Annotated in this window: 27 protein-coding genes; 1 reads left to right on the top strand and 26 read right to left on the bottom strand. The window is 57.7% G+C overall.

The window, feature by feature from the left end; translation table 11 throughout:
- Positions 1–384: 384 nt before the first annotated feature.
- From JN12_RS15100 to JN12_RS15005, 20 genes are all read right to left on the bottom strand, one after another.
- Positions 385–2,064 carry a response regulator receiver domain gene (locus JN12_RS15100; protein ID WP_145024211.1) on the bottom strand — a complete coding sequence of 560 codons (1,680 nt, stop codon included), beginning with the start codon at positions 2,062–2,064 and terminating at the stop codon, positions 385–387.
- Between the two features lie 77 nt (positions 2,065–2,141).
- Positions 2,142–5,135, bottom strand: a complete 2,994-nt coding sequence (locus JN12_RS15095; RefSeq protein WP_145024209.1) for an ATP-binding protein — start codon at positions 5,133–5,135, stop codon at positions 2,142–2,144.
- On the bottom strand, positions 5,102–5,566 hold the full coding sequence (locus tag JN12_RS15090) for a very short patch repair endonuclease (RefSeq protein WP_211360552.1): 465 nt from the start codon (positions 5,564–5,566) through the stop codon (positions 5,102–5,104). Before JN12_RS15090 ends, JN12_RS15095 begins: the two co-directional genes overlap by 34 nt.
- A gap of 7 nt (positions 5,567–5,573) precedes the next feature.
- Positions 5,574–6,641: a DNA cytosine methyltransferase gene (locus JN12_RS15085; RefSeq protein ID WP_145024207.1), complete on the bottom strand. Its 1,068-nt coding sequence runs from the start codon at positions 6,639–6,641 to the stop codon at positions 5,574–5,576.
- A gap of 205 nt (positions 6,642–6,846) precedes the next feature.
- Positions 6,847–7,110 carry a hypothetical protein gene (locus JN12_RS15080; protein WP_145024205.1) on the bottom strand — a complete coding sequence of 88 codons (264 nt, stop codon included), beginning with the start codon at positions 7,108–7,110 and terminating at the stop codon, positions 6,847–6,849.
- Positions 7,111–7,137: 27 nt separating this feature from the next.
- On the bottom strand, positions 7,138–7,539 hold the full coding sequence (locus tag JN12_RS15075; RefSeq protein WP_145024203.1) for a putative toxin-antitoxin system toxin component, PIN family: 402 nt from the start codon (positions 7,537–7,539) through the stop codon (positions 7,138–7,140).
- Positions 7,539–7,784 (bottom strand): CopG family transcriptional regulator, encoded by a 246-nt coding sequence (locus JN12_RS15070; RefSeq protein ID WP_145024201.1) that lies wholly within the window; start codon positions 7,782–7,784, stop codon positions 7,539–7,541. Before JN12_RS15070 ends, JN12_RS15075 begins: the two co-directional genes overlap by 1 nt.
- A 158-nt stretch (positions 7,785–7,942) precedes the next feature.
- The gene (gene gpmI, locus JN12_RS15065; RefSeq protein ID WP_145024199.1) at positions 7,943–9,484 is read right to left on the bottom strand and encodes a 2,3-bisphosphoglycerate-independent phosphoglycerate mutase; all 1,542 of its coding nucleotides are present in this window, start codon (positions 9,482–9,484) and stop codon (positions 7,943–7,945) included.
- A gap of 15 nt (positions 9,485–9,499) precedes the next feature.
- Positions 9,500–9,961: a 23S rRNA (pseudouridine(1915)-N(3))-methyltransferase RlmH gene (locus JN12_RS15060; protein WP_145024197.1), complete on the bottom strand. Its 462-nt coding sequence runs from the start codon at positions 9,959–9,961 to the stop codon at positions 9,500–9,502.
- Positions 9,951–10,343: a ribosome silencing factor gene (rsfS, locus tag JN12_RS15055; protein ID WP_145024195.1), complete on the bottom strand. Its 393-nt coding sequence runs from the start codon at positions 10,341–10,343 to the stop codon at positions 9,951–9,953. The genes JN12_RS15060 and rsfS overlap by 11 nt, the downstream gene beginning before the upstream one ends.
- Positions 10,333–10,983: a nicotinate-nucleotide adenylyltransferase gene (nadD, locus tag JN12_RS15050; protein WP_145024193.1), complete on the bottom strand. Its 651-nt coding sequence runs from the start codon at positions 10,981–10,983 to the stop codon at positions 10,333–10,335. The genes rsfS and nadD overlap by 11 nt, the downstream gene beginning before the upstream one ends.
- A 17-nt stretch (positions 10,984–11,000) precedes the next feature.
- Entirely contained in the window at positions 11,001–12,269 is a 1,269-nt protein-coding gene (locus JN12_RS15045; protein ID WP_145024221.1) for a glutamate-5-semialdehyde dehydrogenase, read from the bottom strand.
- Positions 12,270–12,277: 8 nt separating this feature from the next.
- On the bottom strand, positions 12,278–13,399 hold the full coding sequence (gene proB / locus JN12_RS15040; protein WP_145024191.1) for a glutamate 5-kinase: 1,122 nt from the start codon (positions 13,397–13,399) through the stop codon (positions 12,278–12,280).
- Between the two features lie 61 nt (positions 13,400–13,460).
- On the bottom strand, positions 13,461–14,480 hold the full coding sequence (gene obgE / locus JN12_RS15035; protein ID WP_145024189.1) for a GTPase ObgE: 1,020 nt from the start codon (positions 14,478–14,480) through the stop codon (positions 13,461–13,463).
- A gap of 133 nt (positions 14,481–14,613) precedes the next feature.
- Positions 14,614–14,871, bottom strand: coding sequence for a 50S ribosomal protein L27 (rpmA, locus tag JN12_RS15030; RefSeq protein WP_145024187.1), 258 nt, complete (start codon positions 14,869–14,871; stop codon positions 14,614–14,616).
- Between the two features lie 59 nt (positions 14,872–14,930).
- Entirely contained in the window at positions 14,931–15,239 is a 309-nt protein-coding gene (gene rplU, locus JN12_RS15025) for a 50S ribosomal protein L21 (protein WP_145024185.1), read from the bottom strand.
- A gap of 77 nt (positions 15,240–15,316) precedes the next feature.
- Positions 15,317–15,619, bottom strand: a complete 303-nt coding sequence (locus JN12_RS15020; RefSeq protein ID WP_145024183.1) for a Rieske (2Fe-2S) protein — start codon at positions 15,617–15,619, stop codon at positions 15,317–15,319.
- A gap of 10 nt (positions 15,620–15,629) precedes the next feature.
- Positions 15,630–16,808, bottom strand: coding sequence for a formate-dependent phosphoribosylglycinamide formyltransferase (gene purT / locus JN12_RS15015; protein WP_145024181.1), 1,179 nt, complete (start codon positions 16,806–16,808; stop codon positions 15,630–15,632).
- Positions 16,809–16,965: 157 nt separating this feature from the next.
- On the bottom strand, positions 16,966–18,486 hold the full coding sequence (locus JN12_RS15010) for an Rne/Rng family ribonuclease (RefSeq protein WP_145024179.1): 1,521 nt from the start codon (positions 18,484–18,486) through the stop codon (positions 16,966–16,968).
- Positions 18,487–18,573: 87 nt separating this feature from the next.
- Complete coding sequence (locus tag JN12_RS15005) at positions 18,574–21,090, bottom strand: TIGR03960 family B12-binding radical SAM protein (protein WP_145024177.1); 2,517 nt, start codon at positions 21,088–21,090, stop codon at positions 18,574–18,576.
- A gap of 395 nt (positions 21,091–21,485) precedes the next feature.
- Here JN12_RS15005 and JN12_RS15000 point away from each other — a divergent pair, with 395 nt between their 5' ends.
- Positions 21,486–21,713: a hypothetical protein gene (locus JN12_RS15000; RefSeq protein WP_145024175.1), complete on the top strand. Its 228-nt coding sequence runs from the start codon at positions 21,486–21,488 to the stop codon at positions 21,711–21,713.
- Between the two features lie 107 nt (positions 21,714–21,820).
- Here the strand turns inward: JN12_RS15000 and JN12_RS14995 are convergent, their stop codons facing one another.
- The 6 genes from JN12_RS14995 to JN12_RS14970 form a co-directional block, all read right to left on the bottom strand.
- Positions 21,821–22,192, bottom strand: a complete 372-nt coding sequence (locus JN12_RS14995) for an exosortase system-associated protein, TIGR04073 family (RefSeq protein WP_145024173.1) — start codon at positions 22,190–22,192, stop codon at positions 21,821–21,823.
- Position 22,193: 1 nt separating this feature from the next.
- Complete coding sequence (locus JN12_RS14990) at positions 22,194–22,586, bottom strand: exosortase system-associated protein, TIGR04073 family (protein ID WP_145024171.1); 393 nt, start codon at positions 22,584–22,586, stop codon at positions 22,194–22,196.
- A 102-nt stretch (positions 22,587–22,688) separates the two neighbouring features.
- On the bottom strand, positions 22,689–24,923 hold the full coding sequence (locus tag JN12_RS14985; protein WP_145024169.1) for a DNA polymerase domain-containing protein: 2,235 nt from the start codon (positions 24,921–24,923) through the stop codon (positions 22,689–22,691).
- Positions 24,924–24,991: 68 nt separating this feature from the next.
- On the bottom strand, positions 24,992–25,591 hold the full coding sequence (locus JN12_RS14980; protein WP_145024167.1) for a peroxiredoxin: 600 nt from the start codon (positions 25,589–25,591) through the stop codon (positions 24,992–24,994).
- Positions 25,592–25,699: 108 nt separating this feature from the next.
- Positions 25,700–26,446 (bottom strand): ATP-binding protein, encoded by a 747-nt coding sequence (locus tag JN12_RS14975; protein WP_145024165.1) that lies wholly within the window; start codon positions 26,444–26,446, stop codon positions 25,700–25,702.
- A 34-nt stretch (positions 26,447–26,480) separates the two neighbouring features.
- Positions 26,481–26,837 (bottom strand): nitrous oxide-stimulated promoter family protein, encoded by a 357-nt coding sequence (locus tag JN12_RS14970; protein WP_145024163.1) that lies wholly within the window; start codon positions 26,835–26,837, stop codon positions 26,481–26,483.
- Positions 26,838–26,915 lie beyond the last annotated feature (78 nt).

The raw sequence follows: 26,915 nt of genomic DNA, 5'->3' as shown, positions 1-26,915 counted from the left end.
AGCCGATTTCTTGGGATTCAAGGAGCCGATCCGCCAGGCCCCTCCCACTGGCCCCCAAACCAGCAGATTGAGCAATTCACGTCACGGATTCAGGGATTAGTCATCGATTATACAGAAATTTAGCCAATTCAGTGGTAAGCGCTCTTGCCTTCTACTTTATCTCAAGAAAGTCCTGGAGGTGCTTAATAAGCTCATTTGCACCCTCACGTGTCAACTGGAGGTTTTGCTTTGTATTCTCACTGCGACTGTCGTCACCGGCTTTGTAGGTTCTTATTTGGAAAAGGTTCTGATCATACGATAAATCGGCGACTACATCTGAATGTATTCGAAGAGTCCCAACTTGCTTTATGAAAAACTTTTTTATTACAGCCATAACATCCTCTTTCAGTTACCGAAAATTTTTACCGTTGTTCTTCCAGCAATTCTGAGCAGTTCTGAATCATGAATACCGAATCGGAGCCATTCGCGATTTAGTTCGGCCATATCACGATTTGCCCGATTCCTTCGTACTTCACCTAACCAGACGAATTCTTCAGGGGTGTCGTCAACAGAGTCAAAATTGAAAAAAGTCACGTTACCATCATCACTAGCTTTGGAACGAGCAAGTACTCTGCCGGTTGTTTTATCACCGCGAAACTTGAAGGCCCTCATATTTCTGGGATGAGGCGAGATATGAAGCGCAGTATGGGTGCCACCTTCTTCTACGATTATCAAATTTGTTTTTCCTTGTGCGATCTCAATTTCAGCCACCAGAAATGTTCTTACTTCGTCGTTCAATCGAAGGGTGTCACACGCCGGAGTAAGACAGTAATAATACCTTTTCGTCGTGTTACCGCCTTCAGTCTTTTTTTGTCTCAGAATTGTTCCAAGCGTTAGCGATGGTACCCAGCCTTCAGCTGATTGAAGCTTCGACATACCAAATGCTTCTCGCTTTAAAGTAATGTGCCTGGAAAATTGACACTCTCCTACTTTAGCATCATGTTCTGTACCGTGTAACGCATGGGAAAGGAGCACCCTTTTGTCTTCGGGGAACTTCTTTTCCACAGCACCAACTTTGACTTTACCTTCCTTTATTCCGCTTTGAAGCAAACCTGAAATAAACTCCCCATCTATTGCATTAGTACTGTAGGCAGGTTGAGCAATTGGTTGTTTATTTGCGTTAAGCCACAGACTTACACTGTCCTTTTCCAGATATTTGTCGGCCACTTTATCTAGGCCGAGAGCTACATCACATTCGGACACAAAAAGCTCGCGAATCAACTCAGAAACATCGCTTGGCGGATCAGTGAGTAGTCTGTTGGTGACATAGGCAGCATCGAGGTTAGACGAGAACCTGGTAATGATATGGTGAACATTACGGCGAACTGCTGCCACTGCGGCCAATGCAAATGATGGTAGCAAGCCGTCAGCGATCTCTGTGAATGCTTCAAGTATTTTTAGGGGGAGTTCTGAACCAGTAGTCTCTTGTTTGTTGAGAACAAGCAAACCGTGATGTTCCCCTTTCGCGATGCCTTTTTCAATATTTGCCTTGTTATCTGGGAAATCGAGCCCCCCCTCTTTCAAAGCAGTTATTGCATCACGTGTAACCTCTCCGATTTGCGGCTGACCGGTGTAGATACAGATCAGCCGCATCCGACCTTTCTCAAGAGAATCTTTTCCGGCAGTAAACTTAAGGACCCTCATGGTTAATGTCGGGTCTTCATCCTTCAGGTACCAGTCCAGGATAACGATATCTGCGTGGGTAGTAGCCGCTATAATGCGTTTTAGTTTGGATTCCTCATCTGTATCGCTATCGTCAGGGAAAACGAACGCACAGGCAATTTCATGTTCAGCAAATGCATCCGAAACTTCTCGAACGTCCAGCTCGTGTTCATTTTTTTGTGCCCCCGGATCATTTTCTCCATCATGTTCATTGCCACCAGCTACGTGCTCATTATCTACAATTTCCTCAGCCACCGACTCGCCAATACCTTCATCAGCTGCAGCAGCTAATTTAGCAGTTAATGTGCCTTTGGGAGGCGATTTGACCAATACCGGCTGATTGTCTACAACGACTGCATTCATGACAAATTTCCGAACGGCTTCGAGACAATGTGCATGCCACGCGGCATTCATGTCAGCGACTTGTGGCTCACACATCCCTATTGCTCCTCCTCATTATCGGATTGAGTGGTTTTGATACGAAATACCGGCTCAACAGTTGATCCGGCTTGTAACAACTCCAAATCAAAGCCTTCTCTTTGGAGAGTATCGCGGGATATGGCCAAACCCATTCCCCGCCCTCCCGGCTTGGATGATTCACCGAATTCGAAAATGCGATCCCGTAACCGTTCCTCGATCCCGGGACCGCTATTCGAAATCAGGAATCCATCGCTATCGACATCCAGACGGATGATCTTTTCGTCTTTTGCTCCGTTGGCAACCCAGTAAATGGCATTGTCTACCACGTTGACAAAGGCTGCTAAAATTGAAGAGGAGATACATTTAACTTTTCGTGATAGAAACGTGTCAGTTGCAACAAGCTCAATATCGTTCTCTTCAAGCAATCTGCGGAAAATTCGGCGAATATGCAGACGTATTTCGTCACCCGAAAGTTCAACCTTTGTCCGATTAAGCCGCCGACCGAGAGGGTCGAGTAATTTCAAATAACCGTCCAAATGGTCAAATGAATTGCGCAACCTGGTGTACACTTTTTTCAAATCCGGGGTTCCGTCAGCCCATGGTTTCAAATCCCTCACCGCTACACGCATGTTGCGAGCGGTCTTTTCAAATTCATGCTGGAGGATACCAACAGCCATACCCATTTGCGCGAAGTCGGAGTAAAATTCCAGTTGCTCTTCGAGGCGCTGGGCCTTTTGCTCCAACGCTCCCACCCGGTCATCCACGGTTTCACGTTCTCTGAGCCCCTCGGTAAACTCGATCAATTGCCGCTTAATGGCTTCGAGGAGAGATATCTCACTCTCACGAATGCGAGCAAGTTCTTGCTCTAGCGTGACTCTGGCATCATCCAACTTGTCGGGATCTTCAGCGGTTTGACGTGTGAAATCTATAAGCAATTTTTCTGCTGTCTCCCGAAACTGGCTGAATTCTTCCCGAACTACTTCTTTCAAAGTTGTCCGGAGTTGTTCCTGGGCGGCATAAGCATCACTTCTTAAAGCGGATACGTCACGGACAAGTTCGGATTTTTGTTTTTCCAGGAGGTCCAGAGCAGCTTCGCGTCGCTGGGCATCTGTAATTCTGCTTGCGGTCGCTTCGCGAATGAGACTGTTTATCTCTTGACGAAGAGGAGTTATGATTTTCTCGCGAACATCAGCTGAAACACGCTGATAAGAAGCCCAGTCTTTTTCAAGTCGCGCGGTTAACGCCAAACCACGCGGCTTGGTAATAGTAACGGAATCCTCCAACTCACGAAGCCTCCCTCCCGTATCCGCCTCAAGCTCCCGCACCCCCAGGGCCAGTGCACCATCATCTTCTAGAGTTAGCAGACGTTCCAGTTTCCGTTCGACCCTTGTTTTGATTTTTTCAGCCCGACGCTCGAATTCACCGTCCTCGTATGCCTTGAAAAAGTCGTCGACTAACTTTTTGAATTCTTTTCTGCGCTCGTCGGCCTTTTTCTTTTGTTTTTTCAACAGCTCGGCTTGCGATGCCAGTTCATTCCGTTTTTCCCAGTACGCATCACTTTGCGGGGCGGTTTGTCTGAAAAACTCAAGGGCCAGGCGCTCGAAAAGGTTGATCAGAACATTTCTAAATTCACGATATGCTTGATTCTGCCGGAACCCTTCCCGTCCGGCTTTTTCATGTAATTTCCCATTGTCTTCATGGCTGATGGCGATGTATCCCATCATGCGGCGATAAGAAAAAAACCAGTCTTGGGCGCTTTTGGTCCGTCGCTTTTCGATTTCCAGGAAATCGTAATCGGTATTTCCGTATGGAAGTATCCGTATTCCGTTTCTGAAAATATATAATCCGCCGATACGTTCTAATTTGTCGATTATCGACTTGTGATCCTCCGCCTTCAATTGGGATTCAGCTTGGCGGCCCATAACATAAGAGAATTCTATGGAGAAAGGGCCACATGCGATGGCTTTTCCTCTACCTTCGGGCCAATTGCATACAAATGGGTGCGATTCACCATAAATCCGAACCGTACCGTTGAATTGACCGTATTCGTCAAAAATTCCAGAGATGTGATGGTCGGAGTTATTAAATTCATGATGTGTGAAAAAATTGGACGGTCCGATCAATTCGTTTGGCACTTCATCGAGATGGTGGTCACGGAATTCCGTCCTGATCACCGGGGTTTCACCTGTCATGGTGTTGGAAAAACCCAGAAGGAAGCGATCAATATTCGTAGGATCTCTATCTTTTCGCCCATCGATATCGTCGTTCAATTCTTCCGCCGTGGGCAGCAGGATAAAGTGCGTACCATAGCCATCCCCGCTCAGTGACAGAGGCACTTCACCTTTTTTCAACAAGTTGCGGAGTGTAGCATCAATTTTATCGGGAGCAACGGTCTTTGCCTTGTCCAATTCACCATTAAGACGAGAGAATTCCGTCTCATCGAGTTCTTCTCGCAACTCTTCAATGTTTTGACGTACACGACTGATGAGTTCATTAACATTCTCCCGCGTGGGTAGAGTCCCGCCGGGAAGTTCGATAATGGGCACATCGATCATGCCGATTTCCAATCCGGGCTGCTCGAATAGCCCCCAATGCACCAAGGCGACAACAAGATTGTGCATTTTTTTATTTGGGCGTACGGCACGGGTGAGTAACAGCGTAATTGGAGCTATTACGGCTATTGCCAGACGACCGATACCCTTTTCGCCCATGATTACACGACGGGGCAGATTCTTTGGACCAGTCCAACTATCGACCGAATCCGGCCGGTTGGCCTTAAGACGGCTTTCAGTGCCCAGAGTCAACCAACGATTTTCCACATCGTCGCGGGTCATTCCGTAGCCATCATCACGCAAGACGAGGAGCCGTGTACGTCGGAAGTAGTCAACTTCCGCCCGTTCCGCATAGGCATCATGAGCATTCTTGAAAAGTTCATGAATGGCTGTAGGTATACCGGCAATTTGCTGCCGACCCAGCATATCTACTGCACGGGCTCTAACCCGGAGTTTTGCCATTTTATCCCCTGAGTCTCTCTCGATCCAAATAAATTATGTACTTCTGAAACAATCCGCTCTGCCGGATCATGCTCCCAATACCTGAGAACCTGCCACCCGGCATTACTGAGCTTTTCATCAGTATCACGGTCCCGTGACCGGTTCTGGTCGATCTTGTTTTGCCACCAATCGCGATTATGTGCGGGAATGTTCCGATGCTCAGCGCATCCGTGCCAAAAGCAACCGTCAATGAAAACGGCAACTTTTTTGCCGGGAAATGCAATGTCGATGGAACGGCGTGGGGCGCCGGGAACCGGGTACTGCACTCGATAACGTAAACCACTTGCATAAAGCAACCGCCGCACCGCCATTTCCGGGCCGGTGGAATGTTCCGGCATGCTGCGCATGGCCCCCGAGACAGTTTCGGATATGGCCGACGGACGCTTCTTCATGTAGGCGTCAACATGCGATGGTTGCTTCGGGGTTTCGCACGCGTTGCAAGCAGCACTTGAGTGCCGGCGCCAGGGTCCGAATCATGTTCACGGGTACGGCGTTGCCAATCTGGCGGGCTATCTGGCCGGAATTGCCCGAGAAACGATAGTGGGGGGGAAACGACTGGAGCAGGGCCGCCTCTCTGAGCGTAATCGCCCGATTGTCGCGGGGATGGGCAAAGCGGCCTTTCGTAACATCCGTACAGCCGGTGGTCAAAGTGGGCGCCACATCGTCCCAGCGCATGCGGCCGTACACGTCCGGAAAATCGTTTTTCCGCCCTTTGTGGCACTTCAACTCCAGCTCCGGCGGCAATGACAGGCGACTCCCACCATCTTGCGGGATGTGCTGTAAGCGCTGCAAAACAATCGGCTGATGATTTCGGGCAAAATGCAGCGGGTCGTCGGGGTCGCGCTCACCGGAACAAAGCTGTCTCAACCCGCCAATAGTCTGACGAACGGTGACGGTGGGATGGGCATTGATCGAGTCATAAAACGAATTGATACATTCCCGATTTCGGGCCGCGACCATGATGCAGCGCTCACGACGCTGGGGTACGCCGCAATCAGCTGCGTTCAGTGTCTTGGGTTCTGCGAGCGTATAGCCGAGTTCAGCCAATTTATGACGCAGGCTATGTAACGGACCGGAGATCGCAATTCCGGGAACGTTCTCGAAAAACACAACCTCTGGCTCGAATTCTTTAATGAACTTTAGGCTTTCAAGAACCAAATCAGCCCGGTGGTCATCAGCCGAACGTTTCCGGTTCTGGCTGCTGAACGGTTGGCAAGGTGCACAGACAACAAGTAAATCCAGCCGTCCACTGAAACTAATGTTCTTTCGAATAGTGGCCGGATTCAGTCTGCGGATATCGGATGGAAAGAGATGAACTTCCGGGTGGTTTAGCCGGTAGGTTTCACAAGCGATGGGATCATTATCGATAGCGGCGAGAACGGTTATTCCCTCTGCCTTCATGCCTTCTGTTACGGCCCCCGAGCCGCAATAGATGTCAATTGCATTGAATTCACTTCTGATAGCCATGCGAGCATCCATTTTGGTTAGTCTCAAATCTGTAGCCCGTAAAGAGGCATTCTTAACCTGTTTTATACAATCGTAACGCCTTGAGTGCAATGGGGAATAAGAAATTTATGTTAGTGACATTGCCCGGCCTTCGGTATGTACGAGACAACCAGATGCCTCCAGCTCTTTACGAGGGGAGGTCACTTTCCGTTTCCCCCGAAGCCCTCTATGCCCTCTTCTTAATATACTTCCGGACAAACTCGATGGCTTCCGGCACATTCTCCCAGTGCTTTCCGGCCTCCTGCCAGTAGTACCACGCCTGGTCGGCACCGCCGACAGTATCCTCCAGCAACTCATCCCGTGTGGTCCCGTAAGGGAATCCACCTTCGGTATACCCGGCGATAAAGGCAAACTGGGCATCCGAATCCGGCAGGGCAAATTCAGGTTTCAGATTTTTCTTTTTCCTTCGGAATTGCCCCTGATTTCTCATTTTCGCTACTCCCCCCGCCTATGCTGCTCAGGGGATATTCCCCTCCAGAAAGGCCGCCAAGGTGGCGATGACCACCCCCTCGTATGTTCCAAGATCCAGCAGATGTCGGTCACCGGTGACGATCACCCCCGCCTTTGCCTCCAAGGCACATTCCAGAATCCGGTTGTCGGGCTCGTCCGTCAGTACCGCCAGCTTCCCTGAAGGTTTGACGACGGTTCCCACCGCGGCCACATGCTTGACCGCAGCGGTTATATGCTCATCGTCCCAGCGGAACTTTTCCCGCAGCTTGCGGGCCGTTTCGGTCAATATCGGTACCGAGGTAAACAGCTCAACCTCGCCGTGCACCGCCCGTAGCCACGCCGTCTCAGCGCGTCCACCAGGTGTTATGAATGCGGAGATGTAGATATTGGTGTCGAAGACAACCCGCACTAACGATCACCGAAGATCAGGTGTTCGATCTCGTCCTCGCTGATCCCCATCTCCCTGACCTTGCCGGCGCCGTACTCCTGCAGCTCGTACAGTTCCCCTTTAAGCTTGTTCTGCTTGTAAAAGGTGAACATCTCCCTGAACAGCTCACTGGCACTCTCACCTTTTTCCCTGGCAAGCTGCCGGTATTCAGCCGCCATGAGCGGAGGAACGGACAGGGTCATTACCGTACGTTGTCGTGATGGCATAGTGGGCCCCCTTGCTGTATTACACGGTATTACCATATCATGCATCCCATAACATGTCACGCAACCGGAGTGTAGATATAATCAAAAAGCCGCCCGGCAGCAAATACTGACCGGACGGCTTTTCGGAACTTACTACGGTTGCAGCACGCACACCTTCGTCACTTCTCCAGCAGACTCACCCCGGTCATTTCCCGCGGCTTTTCAATGCCAAGAATATCCAGCATGGTCGGCGCGATGTCAGCAAGCCGCCCTTCGTCCTTAAGACGCGCCTGCTTCCTGGCGTCATCCACCAGGACGAGCCAGACCGGATTGCAGGTGTGGGCGGTGTACGGCTCGCCGTTCTCCTCAGCCATCTGATCGGCATTGCCGTGGTCGGCGGTGATCAGCACCGTCCCGCCCAGTTCACGCACCTTGGCCACTATCCTGCCGACGCAGGCATCCACCGCCTCCACTGCCTTGATGGCCGCGGCCAGGATGCCGGTATGCCCCACCATGTCGCAGTTGGCGAAGTTGAGGACGATCACGTCGTACGTCCCCCCGTCCAGTCTGCGCAGGAGCTCTTCGGTCACCGGATAGGCGCTCATCTCCGGCTTCAGGTCGTAGGTGGCCACCTCCTTGGGGGAGGGGATGAGACAGCGCTCCTCACCGGCAAACGGCTCCTCGACTCCACCGTTGAAGAAAAAGGTAACATGGGCGTATTTTTCCGTCTCGGCAATCCTGAGCTGGTGCTTCCCGGCCGCGGCCAGCACCCCACCCAGGATGTTGGTCAGCGACTCCTGATCAAAGGCGATGGGGAGGCCAAAGGTGGCATCGTATTCGGTCATGCAGACATAGGACGAGAGCTTCGGCCTGACCCTATGCGGGAAGCCGGAAAATTCGTCCAGGGCCAGGACGCGGGTGATCTCCCGAGCCCGGTCGGAGCGAAAGTTGAAAAAGATGAAACCGTCGTTGTCGGCTACACTCCCGACCGGTGCGCCGCCAGCGGTAATGACGGTAGGGAGTACGAACTCGTCGGTCACGTCGGCGGCATAGGTCCTGGCAATCGCCTCGGCTGTTGAGGTAGCTGTCTCCCCCTCGCCAAGGACCATAGCGTTATACGCCTTCTCCACCCGCTCCCAACGGTTGTCCCGGTCCATGGCGTAGTAGCGGCCGCTCACCGTGGCAACCGTGCCGACACCGATCTCTTTGATCTTTGCCTCCAGTTCGGCCAGGTAGTCGCCACCGCTCCTGGGCGGCGTATCCCGGCCGTCCATGAAGCAGTGGACAAAGACCTCCGTGAGACCGTGCCGTTTTGCCAGCTCCAGAAGACCGTACAGGTGGGTGTTGTGGGAGTGGACCCCGCCATCCGAAAGGAGTCCGGCCAGGTGCAGCCGGCCGCCGGCCGCCTTGGTCCTTTTGAGGCAGTCGAGGAGAACCGGGTTCTCGAAAAAATCGCCATCGCTAATCGCCTTGCTGATCCGGGTCAGGTCCTGGTAGACAACTCGGCCGGCACCGATGTTCAGGTGCCCCACCTCGGAATTCCCCATCTGCCCCTCGGGCAGGCCGACCGCCATGCCGGAGGTGAGGATGCGGGTGTGGGGATACTCCTTCAGGCAGCTGCTCAGGTTCGGCGTGTCCGCCTGGGCAACGGCATTGTTCTCACGGTTCGGGTTGATCCCCCAGCCGTCCAGGATCATCAGCAGCAGCGGTTTCTTGGCCATGGCGCACCTCGGAGTTTAATGATGATACGGTTCGTTATTGAGAATGGTAAAGCCCCGGTAGAGCTGTTCGAGGAGGAAAATGCGGACCATCTGGTGGGTAAAGGTCATGCGGGACAGGGCAATGGTGCGGCTGGCACGGGCGCGGATCGGATCGGCGAAGCCGTAGGCGCCGCCGATGGCAAAGGCCAGCTCCGGGGTGCCGCGGTCCCGCTCCTTACCCAGAAAAGCGGCAAGCTCGGTGGAGGAGAGCTGGTCACCCCGTTCGTCCAGGAGGACCAGACGGGCAGTTGCAGGAAGGAGTTTGAGAAGCCGCTCCCCTTCCCTCCCTTTCGCCTTGTCGCTCGCCGCCCCCTTTTCCTCCCTCGCCTCGGCAAGTTCCAGAGGCACGTAGCGCCTGATCCGGCCGGCATATTCGTCAATGCCGCGCCGCACCCACTCCTCTTGGGTCTTGCCGACCCAGAGGACCTTAAGCTTCACGCGATGCCTTCTCCCACTGATACTCGGCGGGAATCGGAAGCTCCGGCGCCGCAGCCCAGAGCTCGTCCAGGTTGTAGTACCGCCGGAGTTCCTCCACGAAGACATGGACGATCACGTCACCATAGTCGATGACCACCCATTTCCCTTCCTTTTCCCCTTCCATGTCCAGCGGCTTGCCGAACTTCTTCAGCCCCTTGCGGACCGAGTCGGCAATGGCCTGCACCTGCTTGTCGGAACTGCCGGAGGCGATGACCAGGTAGTCGGCGATGGTAGACAGACGGCGGATTTCCAGGGCGGTTACATCCAGGGCCTTCTTGTCGAGGGCGAGACGGGCACACTGGAGGGCCCGCTCTTCGGCGGTCAGAATCGGTTTATCGGACATCTTCATAGATCCTTTGTTCGGTTATGTATTGCGCAACAGCGTCGGGCACGAGGTAACGGAGCGAATGCCCCCCGTACGCCAGTTCGCGGATCGCGCTGGAGGAAATGGCCAGCGGCATGCCGGCCAGGTAATGGACGTAAAAGCCGGACCGGTGGATCAAAAGTTCGCCGGCCCGATGGCTCTCGAACTCCCCGGCAATGGCAGCCGGCAGGGCCGCCCTCAGATCAGATATTTTCCCGCCGGGCCGCTCCACCACAGCGATGTTGCAGCAGGCAAAGAGCTCGGCGTAGCGGTACCAGGAGGCGATTTCCAGGAACGAGTCACTGCCGATGATGAAGAAGAGCTCGTCCTCCGGGTGCAGCTGCCTCAGCTCAAGCAGCGTGTGGATGGAGTAGGAGGGCCCCCCCCGCTTCCCTTCCAGGTCCGATACGCTGAAGGCCGGGTTGTTGGCGATTGCCAGCTCCACCATGGCATACCGGTGGCCAAAGGAGAGTTCGCCGGCCAGCGGCTTGTGCGGCGGGGCGGCAGCGGGCATGAAGACCACCCGGTCCAGCCCCAGCCGGTCCCTGACCTCCTCGGCAATGCGGAGATGGGCAATATGGATCGGGTTGAACGTGCCGCCGATAATACCGATCTTCATCTGTTACCGGTCCCCAGTCACTGCCGTACCTGTCCGTCACCGTAGACGATAAACTTCGTCGTCGTCAGGTCTTCCAGCCCCATGGGGCCGAAGGAGTGGAGCTTGGTGGTGGAGATGCCGATCTCGGCCCCGAGCCCCAACTGGCCGCCGTCGGCAAAGCGGGTGGAGGCGTTGACCAGGACCGTGCTGGAGTTCACCTCCCGGATGAAGCGCTGGGCATGGCCGTAGTCGCCGGTGACGATCGCCTCGGTGTGCAGCGAACTGTAGCGGTTGATATGGTCGATGGCCGCATCCAGGTCGTCCACGACCCGGCAGGCCAGGATCAGTTCCAAGTATTCGGCCTGCCAGTCCTCTTCCGTGGCCGGGAGCGCCTGGGGGGCGAAGCGGCGGAACTCCTCGTCCCCCCGCAGTTCCACCTTGAGTTCGGTCAGGGTGGCGGCAATCCGCGGGATAAAGGTTGCTGCCGCGTCCCGGTGCACCAGGAGGGTCTCCAGGGCGTTGCAGACCCCGGGGCGCTGCACCTTGGCGTTGACAATGATCCTCTCGGCCATCTCCGGGTCGGCAGCGGCATCGACGAAAACGTGGCAGACCCCTTTGTAGTGCTTGATCACCGGAATGCGGGAGTTCTCGACCACGAAGCGGATCAGGCTCTCGCCGCCACGGGGGATGATCAGGTCGATGCTCTCCTCCTGCTTGAGCATCTCCAACACCCCCTCCCGTTCAATAAACGGGATGAGCGAGAGTGCCGCCACCGGGATGCCGGCCTTGGCCATCTCCCCTTGCAGGATGCGGGCAATGGCCAGGTTGGAATGAATCGCCTCGGACCCGCCCCGCAGGATCACCGCGTTGCCCGCCTTGAGGCATAGTGCCGCGGCATCGGCGGTAACGTTGGGCCTGGACTCGTAGATGATGCCGATGACCCCGAGCGGGATCCGCATCTTCCCCACCTGCAGGCCATTGGGCCGCAGCCACATCCTGGTCACTTCTCCCACCGGGTCGGGAAGTGCTGCCACCTCACGCAGACCGTCGGCCATCGCCTTGACCCTTGAGGCGTCCAGCATCAGCCGGTCGAGCATGGCGCCGGAAAGCCCCTTCTTCCGACCGGCCTCCAGGTCCTTCCCGTTTTCAGCGATAATCTCCGCTGTCCCGGCGATCAGGGCCTCGGCCATGGCAATGAGAAGATCGTTTTTTCTGCCGGAGGAGAGCCGGGCCATGGCAATGGCCGCCTGGCGGGCATCTGCGGCGATTCTCTTCACTTGTGCGGCAATGGTCATGGGTACCTCCATCAATTCTGTCACAGCAGCACCAGGTTGTCCCGGTGGATGATCTCGTCGCCGTAGCGGTAGCCGAGGATCTGTTCGATCTCGTGGCTGCGGTGGCCGAGGATCTTCGCGATCTCGGCATGGGAATAATCGGTGAGGCCGCGGGCGAACTCCGTCCCGTCGGGGCCGCAGACCCGTACACAGCTTCCCCGCTCGAATTCCCCCTCCAACTGGACGATCCCGGAAGGGAGGAGGCTCCGACCCTGCTTCGCCAGAACCTCCCGGGCACCCTGATCGACGATCACCCGGCCACGGGGCCGCAGGGTGTAGGCGATCCAGTGCTTGCGCCGGTTGATCCCCTTGCCGGCCGGTAGAAAGAGGGTCCCGACCTCTTCGCCAGCCATGGCACGGATGATGATCTCCGGACTGCTACCGTTCACCATCAGGGTCGGCACGCCCGACTTCACCACCTTCTTGGCCGCGACCAGCTTGGTGGCCATGCCGCCGGTACCGACCGACGAGCCGCTGCCGCCGGCAGCCTGCTCAACCTCCCGGGTGATGGCCCTGACCAGCGGCACCAGGCGGGCCGTGGGATCGGTGCGCGGATCGGCGCTGTAGAAGCCGTCGATATCGGTCATGATCAGCAGCAGCTGGGCCTCGGCCAGGGTGGTGACCAGGGCGGAGAGGTTGTCGTTGTCGCCGAACTTGATCTCCTCCACCGCCACCGTGTCGTTCTCGTTGATGATCGGAATGATGCCGAAGCCGAGCAGGGTGTCGATGGTGGCCCGGGCATTGAGAAAACGCTGGCGGTCGGCCAGGTCCTCGCGGGTCAGGAGCACCTGCCCCACATTGGCGCCGAAGGCGGCAAAGGCCTCCTCGTAGGTCCGCATCAGCCGGGTCTGGCCAACGGCGGCCGCAGCCTGCTTCTGGGGAATCGTCCGCGGCCGGCCGACAAGCCCGAGGGCCGAACGGCCGGCAGCCACCGCACCCGAGGAAACGATGATCACCTCGTGCCCGCTGGCGCGTAAGCTCGCCACCTGGGTGGCGATCCGATCGATCGTGCCGCGGTCGAGGCCGTTCTCCCCAGCAGTAAGGATACGGCTACCGATCTTGATGACGAGCCGCTTGATGTTTTTCAGAATCTCATGGCGCATGGGTTGAACCGAATCCGGTGGCGAGGTCAAATCTTACCACCGTTGAAATTGCATGGCAATCCTACCACTCTTCCTCTTCCGCCTTGCCCCAGAGGTGGCGGGCAATCTCGTCCAGGAGTTCCGGTATCCCTTCGCCGCTCGCCGCCGAAACAGAAAAGACCACCATCCCCCGCTCCCGGAAGTACGGCTCGATGGCCGGCAGGAGGTCGCGCACGTCCGGCAGGTCCAGCTTGTTCACCACGATGATCTGGGGCTTTTCCGCCAGGTCCGGGTTGAACAGGGCCAGCTCACGGTTCAGGGTCTCAAAGTCCCTGATCGGGTCCGAATCATGGGTCCGGCAGGGATCGAGGAGGTGCAAAAGTATCCGTGTCCGTTCCACATGGCGCAGAAACCGCTGCCCCAAGCCGGCACCGCCATGGGCTCCCTCGATGATGCCGGGAATGTCGGCCATGACAAAGGTGCGGTAGTTCTTGTACGCCACCACCCCCAGGTGGGGCTTCAGGGTGGTGAACGGATAGTCGGCGATCTTGGGACGGGCCGCCGAAACCTTGGTGATGAGCGAGGACTTGCCCACACTGGGGAAGCCGAGCAGTCCCACGTCGGCCATCAGCTTCAGCTCCAGCCTGATCCACCGCTCCTCGCCCGGCTCGCCGGGTTGGGCAAAACGGGGTGCCTTGTTGGTGGAGGTGGCAAACCGGGCATTACCCTGGCCGCCGCGCCCCCCTTTCAGGAAGAGCAGCCGCTGGTCCGTCTCGGTCAGGTCGGCCAGGATCTCGCCGGTCTCGACATCCTTGATGATGGTCCCCTGGGGAACCAGGATCACCAGGTCCTCACCGCTGGCACCGTGGCGATCCGCGCCCATCCCGTTGCTGCCGCTTTTCGCTTTTTGGTGGGGATGGAGCCGCAGATCGTAGAGGGTGGAGAGGTGGGGCGAAACCTGGATAAACACGTCGCCGCCGGCACCGCCATCGCCGCCGTTGGGGCCGCCCCGGGGGACGAACTTCTCCCTGCGGAAGGAGACGCAACCAGGGCCGCCGTCACCGGCCTTGACATGGATTTTTACTTCATCGATGAAGCTCATAGGGTATCTCTGAATATCTACGCGCTGAGACCGACACCAGGCATGTTCCCTGAATGCACAGCCGTGGCACGTGAAACAACAAAAGCCCGGAGCTCAACAGCCCCAGGCTTTTGCGACCTGCTGAAATGGAATCCTAGTTGGCGGGGTAGACCGAGACCTTCTTCCGGTCCCTGCCCATCCGCTCGAACTTCACGATCCCGTCGATCAAGGCGAAGAGGGTATAGTCCTTGCCGCAGCCGACATTGGTCCCCGGGTGAATCTTGGTCCCGTGCTGACGGTAGAGGATATTGCCGGCCTTGACCGGCTCGCCGCCAAATTTCTTACATCCCAGTCGCTGGCCGTCCGAATCGCGGCCGTTCCTGGATGAGCCTACGCCTTTCTTGTGTGCCATGAAAAACCTCCTGACGAGCCCGGGATACTCCCGTAGGACACCGTCGAAATTACCTTGCGTTATGCGTTAATCTTTTCAATCTTCAAAACGGTTCTAAGCTGGCGGTGCCCGTAAAGCTTACGGGAGTCTTTCCGGCGCTTGGACTTGAAGACGAGGATCTTCTTGTCCTTGCCCTGATCGACAATCTTGCCGACAACAGAGGCGCTGGGCACTAGCGGTGTTCCGATCTTAACCGCGTCGCCACCAACCATCAGGATTTCCTTGAGTTCGACCGTGTCACCCACTGCCCCCTCAAGCTTCTCGACTTTCAAAAAGTCGCCTTCGGAAACTTTGTACTGCTTCCCTCCGGTTCTCACTACTGCGTACATGTAACTCACCACCTTTGCTATTTTTTGCTGAGCGTTACAAATTAACTGAAAATATCCGCGGCGTCAAGGGGTTTTTATCACCCCAATTCCACCAGGATATCGTCCCCTTCCAGCCGAACCGGGTAGACTTTGAGGGTATACTCCGGGAAGTCCAGACAGGCGCCGGTCTTCAGATTGAACTTGTAGCCGTGGCGCGGACAGGAAAGGGTCGGCCCGTCCTTGACCACACCGGCCACGAGCGGGCTCCCCTGATGAGGGCACTCATTCTCGCAGGCATAGATCTCGCCCTTCAGATTGATCAGCAGGATCTCCTGACCGTTCACCGACACCAGCTTTTTCCCGAAATTGGGCACATCGGCTTTCTTGGCGGCAAAAACCATAGGAACCTCCTCAGGCGGTGTGTATCGAGACTGCGTGGGCGGCCTGTTCGGCCCGCTGCCTGGCTTCGCCGGTATCACTGCCGAGCGCCAGGGCCACTCCCATCCGGCGGCCGGGCCTGGTATCAGGCTTGCCGAAAAGTCGAAGCTTGCACTCCGGAACCTTCAGCGCCTCTGCCACACCTTTGAATGCAACCTCCCTAGCAGCACTGTCAGCAAGTATAACATGGGATGCGGCCGGCGCCAGGTTGACCACCACAGGCACCGGCAACCCCAAGATCGCCCTGACGTGGAGCTCGAACTCGGTCAGGCTCTGGGAGACCATGGTGACCATGCCGGTGTCGTGGGGACGGGGCGAGACCTCGCTGAACCAGACCCGATCCCCTTTGATGAACAGTTCGACCCCGAAGATGCCGCGCCCACCCAAGGCGTCGGTGACCGCCCGCGCCTGCTGCTGTGCCTCCCTTAGCGCCGCGCCGGTCATGGCCATCGGCTGCCATGACTCGTGGTAGTCCCCTTTGATCTGGACATGGCCGATGGGAGGGCAGAAGCTGGTGCCGGCCGCATGGCGCACCGTCAGCAGGGTGATCTCGTAATCGAACGCGATGAACTCCTCGATGATGACCGTGTCGGACGCCCCCCGGCCTCCCTCCATGGCGTAGATCCAGGCGGCATCGACCTCGGCGGTGGCCTTGACCACGCTCTGCCCCTTGCCCGACGAGCTCATGATCGGCTTCACCACGCAGGGAAGGCCGATCTCGGCCACACCGGTCCGGAACTCGTCGATGCTTTTGGCAAAGCGGTAGGCGGCCGTTGGCAGCCCCAGTTCCTCGGCGGCCAGGCGCCGGATACCTTCCCGGTTCATGGTCAGATTCGTGGCCCGGGCGGTCGGGATAACGGTAAACCCTTCCCGCTCCAGTTCCAGGAGGTAGCCGGTGTCGATCGCCTCGATCTCAGGAACGATATAGGTCGGTCGCTCCTGGCGAATGACCCGATCCAGCGCAGAGCGGTCGAGCATGCTGATGACATGGCTGCGGTGGGCCACCTGCATGGCCGGGGCGTCCGGGTAGCGGTCGACGGCAATGACCTCCACCCCAAGCCGCTGGGCCTCGATCACGACTTCCTTCCCCAGCTCGCCCGAACCGAGGAGCAGGAGCTTGGTGGCGCCTTTTTTCAATGGTGTTCCGAGCATATTGACCTCCTAACGGCAATTCAACGCGGATGGACGCGGATATTGAAGGATTAGCGCGGATAATAACCCCAAGAACTGGGGAAACCAAAAACAACAAGGTTCATCCGCGTCGATCCGATCTTTGATCCGTGTCCTTCCGCGTTGAATTTTCCCGATTTCAGCTTATTGCTATCTCGAACTGTTCCTGGTGGAACCCCGGCTTGGCCCGCACCGTGATCCGTTTCTTGAACCGCCGCTCAAGCTCCTCAAGCCCCCGCCGTTCCTCGTCATACAGGAGATCGGCCACCTGGGGATGGACCGTGAGGGTGACCTTGGCGCCACGGATGTCCAGCATCTCCCGACGCAGCTCGCGAAAGATCTCGTGACAGACCGTGATCTTGGATTTGACGTATCCCCGTCCCTCGCAATAGGGACACGGCTCGCACATCATCCGCCCCATGCTCTCCCGCACCCTCTTCCTGGTCATCTCCACCAGTCCCAGTTCCGAGATCTTCAGTATGTTGGTCTTGGACTTGTCCGCCTTCAGCGCCTCTTCCAGGGCACCGTAGACCTTTTCCCGGTTGACTTCCTTTTCCATGTCGATGAAGTCGATAATGATGATTCCACCGAGGTTGCGGAGCCGGAGCTGGTAGGCAATCTCCTTGACGGCCTCCAGATTGGTCTTGAGAATGGTGTCTTCAAGGTTGTGCTTGCCGACGAAGCGGCCGGTATTGACATCGATGGCCGTGAGGGCCTCGGTCTGTTCGATGATGATGTAGCCGCCGCTCTTGAGCCAGACCTTGCGGCCCAGGGCACGACTGATCTCCACCTCCAGGCCGAAGTTGTCGAAGATCGGCTCTTCCTCGTCATACAGCTCGATGGAGTATTTCATCTTGGGCATGAAGGTGGTGATGAACTGGACAACCTTGTCATACTCCGGCTTGGAGTCGACCACGATCCGGTCCACCGATTCGGTCAGGATATCCCGCACCACCTTCTGGGTCACGTCCAGGTCAGAGTGGATCAGTGCCGGCGCGTGGACATTGTCCTTCTTCTTGGCCACTTCCTCCCACAGTTTGAGGAGGTATTTCAAGTCGGCAAGGAGGTCGTCCTCGCTCTTCCCCTCCGACACGGTCCGGACGATGAAGCCGCTCCCGGCCGGCCTGATCCGGTCGACGATCTCCCGCAGCCGCTCCCGCTCCTCCTCGTCCTCGATCCGACGGGAAATCCCCACGTGATCCACGGTCGGCATGTAGACCAGGTGGCGACCGGGAAGGGATATGTGGGAGGTGATCCGCGCCCCCTTGGTGCCGATCGGCTCCTTGGAGATCTGGACCAGCAGTTCCTGACCCTCCTGGAGGAGGTCCTCGATGGGGTGCATGGGGTGCAGGACCGGCCCTTCGGACTCTTCTTCCTGTCCCACCTCCTTTTTGCTCCCGTTCCCCTCCATGAACGAATCGTACTCGTCCAGGGCGTCGAAGACGTCGGCCACGTACAGGAAGGCGGCCTTTTCCAGGCCGATGTCCACGAAGGCGGCCTGCATGCCGGGAAGCACCCGGACCACCTTCCCCTTGTAGATGTTTCCCACGATCCCCTTGACCTTGCTCCGCTCGATGTAGAGCTCGGCAATGGTGCCGTTTTCGATCAGGGCAACGCGCGTTTCGTGGGAGGAGGTGTTGATAACCAGTTCATTGGGCATGTGTGTAGTTCTCGTTCTTTATCTGAAAATGGTATGAAATCTGTGTCGTGGCATCAGAAGATGCCAACCGGAAACGGTACACGGGCTTTACTGGTCCCCGCCCCCTGGCCCCTGTTCCCTGAAAATCACCGCGACCTTTTCGATCCTGCACTCTCCCAAGTCGGAAAGGGGGAGGCCGGTAATGGCGGCGACAAACTCCAGCGGCTTGCCCCGGCCGATCTCCATGGTCATGACGGTATCGCCAACCGTGAGGCAGTGGAGCTCCAGTCGCAGGTCGAACTCCTGGCTACCCCCCTTCTTCTCCCTTCGATAGGGATGGCTCTCCAGGGCCAGAAAGCGTTCGGCGCTGGCTGAGAGGGAGGGCACGGTCATGGGGAGCGTGACCCGGTACCGCACCCGCTCCATGATGACCGACAGGGATGTCGCTTTGGGGTGGACTGACCATGCCTCCAGCACGGTCATCCCCTTGGGCAACGCCTGATTCAGCCGCGCCAGGACCGCCTCTGCGCCGAAACCGGGGGCAACTTCCATATCCAGGTATTCGGCGAGGGATTCTACACCGACCGAGAGGGCCGTGGCAAACGAGAATTTGGGATGGGGGTGGAATCCCTGGGAAAAGCGGATCGGGATGCCGGCCCGGCTCACCGCCCGGCTGAACAGATTGATCATCTCCAGATGGCTCAGGAAACGGGTGGTGCCGGTCTTGGTGAAGCGGAGCCGAATCCGGTCCACCCCCTCGACGGGCACAGCCTCTTCGGTACGAGTGGTGGCACGTGCGCCTACCGCGGCATCGCGGGGCTGAATCCGCATCCTGATCTCCCGGAAATCGCAGACCCCGCAGCCGGTACAGTCCCCGGTGCGGCAGTCCGGGGTCGCTTCCCCGGTCAGGGCGCGCTCACGTTCCCGGAGGAGAAACTCCCGGGTGACGCCGCTATCCAGGTGGTCCCAGGGGAGCAGTTCGTCCGTCTCCCGCCGGCGGAGATACCAGCGGGGATCGATGCCGACCGCAGCGAACGCCGCCTGCCAGGCCGAAAAGTTGAAGTGCTCCCCCCAGCCGTCAAAACGGCAGCCGCGGCGAAGCGCCTCCACCAGCACCGCCCCGAGACGCCGGTCCCCGCGGGCGAACACCCCTTCCATCACCGATAGTGGTGCATCGTGCCACTTGAAGTTCAGCTTTCGCCGCTTCAGCGCGTCCCTGAGGAATTCCTGCCGGCCGAGGGTCTCTTCGTAGCCGATCTGGGGCTCCCACTGAAACGGCGTATGGGGCTTAGGGACAAAGGTGGACACCGCCACGTTCACCTCGCCGCCACGGCCGGTCTGGCGCCCCTGCCATTTGACCTGCCGGGCCAGCTCAACGAGGGCAGCCAGGTCCTCCTCAGTCTCCCCCGGCAGACCGATCATGAAGTAGAGCTTGATGAGCCGCCATCCGGCGTTGTAGGCGGCAGAGGCATCCTTCAGGAGCTCTTCCTCGCTGATCCCCTTGTTGATGATCCGTCGCAGTCGCTCGCTTCCGGCTTCCGGGGCCAGGGTGAACCCGGTCTTGCGTACCCGTTTCACCTCCTCCACCAACTCCTCGGAGAGGGTGCCGACCCGGACCGACGGCAGGGACACCGCCACCTTGCTCTCGGCATAGCGGGACATGAGCTCCCGCAGAAGCGGAGTAAGACAGCCATAGTCGCCGGTGGCAAGGGACAGAAGGGAGACTTCGTCGTACCCCGTATTAGCCAGGGCATCGTCGATGGCGGAGAGAATCCGCTCCGGCGACCGCTCCCGCACCGGCCGGTAGATGTACCCGGCCTGGCAGAAGCGGCAACCACGGGTACATCCCCGCCCAACCTCCATGCTGACCCGGTCGTGGATCGTCTTCAAGAGCGGCACCACCGGCGCTGACGGGAAAGGGGCCGTTTCCAGGTCGGCGAGAAAGCGGCGACGCACCCTGTTGTAGCCATCCTTCAAGGGGATGATGGTCTGAATCCGGCCATCAGTGTCATAGTCGATCCGGAACAGGGACGGGATATAAACCCCCGGCAAATCAGCCAGCCGTTCAAGCAGCGACTGCCTGTCACGGCCGTTTTGTTGCCACTCGCGACAGAGTTCGGCAATCTCCAGGACCGCCTCTTCTCCGTCACCCAGAAGCACGGCATCGACAAAGTCGGCCAGCGGCTCGGGGTTGTAGGCGCACGGCCCGCCAGCCAGGATCAGCGGCCAGCGCTGATCGCGTTCTGCAGCCAGGAGCGGGATACCTGAAAGCTCCAGCATGTTCAGGATATTGGTATAGGAAAGCTCGTACTGCAGCGTGAAGCCGATGATCCCGGCAGCCGCCAGCGGGGTGCCGCTTTCCAGCGACGTGAGCGGCGCACCGGCGGCGCGGAGCTGGGCTTCCCGGTCGGGCCAGGGTGCGTATACCCGCTCGGCAGCCAGCCACTCGGGGCCATTCAGCACATGGTAGAGGATCTGGAATCCCAGGTGGCTCATCCCCACTTCGTACACGTCGGGAAAAGCAAGGACAAAACGGAGCTCAGGGGCGTCTTTGGGCCTGGAGCCCATCTCGCCCCCCAGGTAGCGGGCGGGTTTTTCCACAGCAAGAAGATGATTATCGGTCACAAAAGGGTCCTGTAAGGTCAACGGCGGCATGGGCAATGAATCCGGCATCCTGGCTGTTGGAGTTATTCCGTAGAGAGTGGCTTGGCACTGTTTCGTGATCGGCTCTGGGTGGACGGAAAATGACTTAAACTGCCAAATCCGGGACAATTGAATTGTACATAGTAACAGAAGCGATTGTCAGGGAGCAAGGTTTTCCCCTACCACACAAAATACATCGATCCCTACCGCATATGCGGTAATCATCTGACGATTTGCGGCAGCCCCACAATCCCACCGACAAATCCGCTATTGGGATTTGTCTTTATTTTAAGCACATTACCAAACACTAGCAATCTTGGCACATCCCCTGCTTTAGAGAAGATCATCAGTTCACATTTTCCAAAAGGAGAAACACAATGAAAAAAGTTCTGTCCTCTGTAGTTGCCGCTCTGGTTGCCCTCGCCTTCGCCGGTACCGTTCTCGCTGCTGAAGCTCCGAAAACCGAAGCTCCTGCTGCTCCGGCTGCTGGCGAAGTGAAGAAAGAAGAGAAGAAGCCTGCTAAGAAAGCCAAAAAAGCCAAGAAGGCCAAGAAAGCCGAGAAGAAGGAAGAAGCTCCTGCTGCTCCGGCTGCCGAGAAGAAGTAATTCTTCTTACTTGACGCTGATTGATAAAAAAGTCGCATCGGTAAACGATGCGACTTTTTTATTGTGACGAGGAGAACAGCGGGACAGAAGAAATTTCTTAATAGCGGCTATTCCTTCTGCCAGACGTAGGATGGCTCGAACCAGGGGTCGTAGAAGCCGGGATAGGCAACGAAAAAGGTCGCCAGCTCACCGACACCGGCAAGGGTACGCACGAACGTCATGCCGATCCCCTTGACGGGACCGATCACCGCGCCGCGCAGCCAGGTAGTCTCCTTACCGGTCACATAGATCTGCTTGGGAATCTCCAGCCAGCCGGTCACGATATTGGTGGCACCGCGCACCCCTTTGGCAGCCATGCCGTCCACGATCTCCTGTGGCGCGGCGGATTCAATGGTCTTGTACGTATCTCCCGCAAACGAAGTGGAACATAGAGTCACGACAATGAGCACCGCTATGAGCGGCCTCTGCAGGATAGCCATCCTACTCCCCCTTCTCCGTAACGTCCTTCAACGGTTCCGCCCGCCGATCCTCCCAACCCTTCCAGACATAATCGGGATCGATCATCGGGTCGTAGTAGCCCGGCTGCGGTACCATGAAGAAGACGGTTTCCGCCACCCCGACAAGCCCACGGTAAAAGGTCATGCCAAGCCCCTTGAGGGGTCCGACAACGTAGCCAACTCCCCCCCGGTCTCTGACGGTCAGATAGCTCTGTTTGGGTATCTCGACAATGGCCGTTGCCACGTTGGTTATCCCGCGGGCAAACTTGAAGGCCATCTTGTCGGCAATCGCTTCCGGTTTCTGTGCTTCAATGGCCAGACAGGGAGATGCGACAATCAACATCAGGAGGGTAAGGGCAAGAACCGCTGAACGCATGTGGGGCGCTCCTTTCCGCTTCAATAAATGGTGTTATCCGCTTGACTCCTTGTAACACACTTGCCCCACCCTGGCAAGTTCCGGCGGAGTTTCAGCCATTTTTCACAGATCGAAAAGCGTTGGCTCACCCGGAACGAACGGCGCGAATTTCTGCCAGGCAGAGCGGAGTTTTTCCAGATAATAGGCGCTGTTTTCATCGGGATGATCCGCATCGTAGGAGTTGGCCGGTCTGCAGGAGAGATGCACGGCAACCCCCTTTCCCTGGCCGGCCACGTAGTAGCTGATCTGGTCCCCGGCCCGGTACTCACGCTCCGACTGCAGGGCCAGCTCATAGGCTGCCGCCTGGTTGCGCTTGCCTCTGCGCACCTTTTCCCGGTAGGTGGCAGGAGATTCGGCCAGGGTCTCGGTCCGGGCAAGTCGGGCGATGGGAATCCGGTGGCGGCTCAGCCGATCCTGATAGTCCCGATACAACCATTCCACCTCACCGCTCTTGCCCAGCAGAAGAAGCTGTAACGCCTCGGCCATGAACTGGCGGAGAAACAGCTCGATCCCCCTCGATTTGAGGGCGCTACCCCGGACGATCACCTGGCCATCGTAGGTCAGCAGGGCATAGTTCTTCGATTTGTAGGAAAACATGGTCCGGTAACGGCCGGCCAGTTCCACCCGGATACCGGCGGGTAGGGCATCGGAAAGGCGAGCGACGAACCGCTCTTCGTCGGTTTCGTTGGCGACGCTCTCAGGGGGGATGAAATAGATCCCGTCCGTATCGACCTCCACCGGACGGGCATGTTCGGCCTCCAGCCAGGCCAGCATGGCGTTGATCAGCATCCGCCCGCGGCTGGTCACCGCTGCGGCGGCAGTACCATCGGCAAAATTGTGGATCGGCGCGGCCAGGTAGCCATAGAAAGAGTTGATCAGCACCTTGAAGGTCTGCTGCAAGGCGCTCCAGTACTCCCGCTCCTGCTGTTCGACGGCGCTGCGCGCCGCCTCCTTGGCCTGCAGACGAAACGCCCGCAGCTCCCGGAGCAGGCCGAGATACAGACCGAGGGTATCTTGACGCGGCGCGATCCGGTCCATGAGGATGATTGAAGGATACAGCGACGCCACGTCGCAGTGGAGTATCGGGCCGACCACACCGGTCACGAAGGTCGCCGTGTAGCCACCGGCCATTTCAGGGACCTGTTCGCCGCGGGGAATGGCCCGCCCTTGGCGCAGATACTCCCTGAGAAACAGGGCGTTGATCTTGGTGGCATTCCCCCTGACCACGCAATTCTGGTAGGAATAGGGGAACATGCCGGTCTGAAGATAAAACGGGTAGGCGAGCAAACCGGCAACGGCCGAGGTCTCCCGGGCGTCGTCAAGGTTGTACCGCAGCAGTCTGGCCGGGTCATCCTGCAGAAGCCGGGCGATATCCCCCCCATCCACATAGACCCGGTCGGCGGCGGCCAGGCCGAAGTGACGGGCCACGCTCTTCAGGCCGTAGCTCTCCAGATCGCGGCTGGTCATATCATGGAGCTGCACCAGAAAATAGGTATCGACGATATTGCGGCCATAGAGGTCCCAGCGCGGGTAGTCAACGGCCCGTTCAGCCACCGTGAACCGGGAGGTGTGAACCCGCGGCTCGCTTCCGTCCCTCCCCCAGGCAAGCCGCACACCGTGGCGGGCGGCCCGGACCCGAAGATACTCCAGGTCGAACCGGAAGAGGTTGTGGCCTTCCAGCACATCCGGGTCGTACCACTGGATCAGTTCCGTGAGCCGGCGCAATAGTGCCGGTTCACTCAACGCAGTCCCGTCCAGCACCTCAGTGAAGCCGTCGCTGCCGGCCATGGCTACCGAGATGACCCGGTCCTCCTCCCGATCCGGATTGGAAAACTCGAACCCGGGAGCGGTGAAGGTTTCAATGTCGATGGCAAGCCGTTTCAGTTCCGTAAAGGGAAGATGTTTGAAGAAGGTCTTGCCGGTCAGCAAGAGGTGCTGATGCACCGGGTCGGAGAGGAACAGATAGGGTGCAGCGGCAGCGCTGGGGGTCTTGCCGGTCTTCTTGATCAGGGCATCTCTGGCGCTGAGACAGTCACGCCAGTTGGCAAACCGGGCAATGGCGCAAAAGGCACCCTCCCCTTCCAGCGGCTGGCAGCTGACCGGCAGGGGTATCCCGGTCAGGAGCTGCTCATCCTCCAGCAGGATGAAGGGGTGAAACGGATCGTCACGAAAGATGACGCCGGTCCCGGTGCGCTGGAACAGCCTGATGAAGCGGCCGGCCAGTTCCGCCCCGACAATCCGCTCCATCGGGTCGGCACCGCAGAGCACCGGGTTGGTCAACAAGCTCGCTTCCGTCATACCGTGAACCCCGAACAAAAACGGCGCGCCCGTAAGAGCTGCGCCGTTTTCTTCGCTTCTGCTACCGGCTACTTGCCGTGTTTGGCCAGGTACGACGCCACCCCTTCGGTAGTCGCCTTCATGGCGTCATCCCCCTCCTGCCAGTTGGCCGGACAGACCTGGTCGCCGTGGGTCTCGACGAACTGCAGGGCGTCCACCATGCGCAGCGCCTCGTTCACGCTCCGCCCCAGCGGCAGGTCGTTGATCACCGCATGGCGGATGACCCCCTTGGTATCGATCAGGAACAGGCCGCGCAGGGCCACGGCCTCGTTGAAGAGGATACCGTATTCGCGGGCAATATTCTTGTTCAGATCGGCCACCAGCGGATACTGGATATTACCGATGCCGCCGTTTTCCACCGGCGTATTGCGCCAGGCGTAGTGGGTGAACTTGGAATCGATGGACACACCGACCACTTCGCAGTTCTTCTCCTTGAAGGCGGCAATCTTCTTGTTGAAGGCCAGGATCTCCGAAGGGCAGACAAAGGTGAAGTCCAGTGGGTAAAAGAACAGGACTACATACTTCCCCCGGTACGAGGAAAGGGTGATCTGGCCGAATGTGCCGTCCGGCAAAACCGCATCGGCAGTAAAATCAGGGGCCTCTTTGGTGACAAGGGTGCAAAGACTCATGAGTGTTCTCCTTTCGGAACAATACGTTGTGTGTTCATTGAAAGAAAAAATATCAGGGGCGTATCTCCTTGTCAACATAAAAAGACAAATTTTATCCTATTTGTCTTTTTATTTCACTCCGCCCTGAATGCCGATGGTCACCTCCCTGAACGGGATATCCTTTCCCGACGCGGCCAGGGCCTGACGAGCGGCCATGACGATGCCACCGCAACAGGGGACCTCCATCCTCAGAACCGTGATGCTCTTGATGGCAGAAACCCGGAACAGTTCGGTCAGCTTCTGCAGGTAAAAGTTGTTGTCGTCCAGCTTGGGACAGCCGATGACCAGGGCCTTGCCTGCCAGGAAATCCTTGTGAAAATCGCCGTAGGCAAAGGGGACGCAATCAGCGGCGATCAAGAGGTCGGCGTTCTGAAAATACGGGGCATTGGTTGGCACCAGGTGCAATTGTACCGGCCACTGGGCCAGTTGGCTGCGCCGACTGCCACCTTCCGTATTATCCGGAGCGACTGAAGATGGGGCAAACGACATTGCCCTGGAGCCGGGGCATCCGCCGCCATGGCCAGGTACCGGCGGCGTGTCAACCGGTTGCCGGTGTGGCGGATGGGGCTCTTGCCCGCTGGCCTTGAGATGCTCGGCCACCGCCGCCTCATCGAATCCGTCCGCCTCCCGCTCAATGACCCGGATGGCATCCCGGGGGCAGTCGCCCAGACAGGCTCCCAGGCCGTCGCACAGGTTGTCGGCCGCCAGCACGGCCTTGCCACCCTCGATCGTGATGGCCCCTTCGGCACAGGAAGGGACGCAGAGGCCGCAGCCGTTACATTTTTCTGCATCGATCTGCACGATTTTTCTGATCATTTTCCATTCTCCTCACATATTGACGTAGTTACGGTTAAAAGAAATAGTGCCAAAGGTAGTCGAGCCGCCCGCGCAGGATCATCTTCCTTCCGGAAAATGCCATGATCTCCCGGATACTGGCCCGGTACTCCTTGCTGTAGCAGTGGATGCGACAATCCTTGCAGGTCGGCTTGGGGTCGAGCGGACAGTTGAGCCGCTTCCTGATGCCATGGTCCAGGATCGCTGCACAATCGGGACAAAGTCGTAGCCCTCTGCGGAAGCAGGACTGCAAAGCGACCGGCAGGTCGGCCAATGCCTGGCTGGTCCGGTCATGCCGTGCGTGGCAGTAAACCTCGATGAATCTGGCCATGACCTTCAGGTCGTTGAGCTGTTTGGGGGTGAACTGTTCCATGTGTCCACTTTAGTGCTGACATCTATCAATCTGCATGACCCAGGTCAAAAAATCAATGAAGCAGGCGGAAACGACCGT

Origin of the sequence: Geobacter argillaceus, assembly GCF_007830735.1 — a bacterium.
Classification (GTDB): domain Bacteria; phylum Desulfobacterota; class Desulfuromonadia; order Geobacterales; family DSM-12255; genus Geomobilibacter; species Geomobilibacter argillaceus.
The sequence above is the reverse complement of the archived record's forward strand: the minus strand, read 5'-3'. Positions and strand labels throughout refer to the sequence as shown.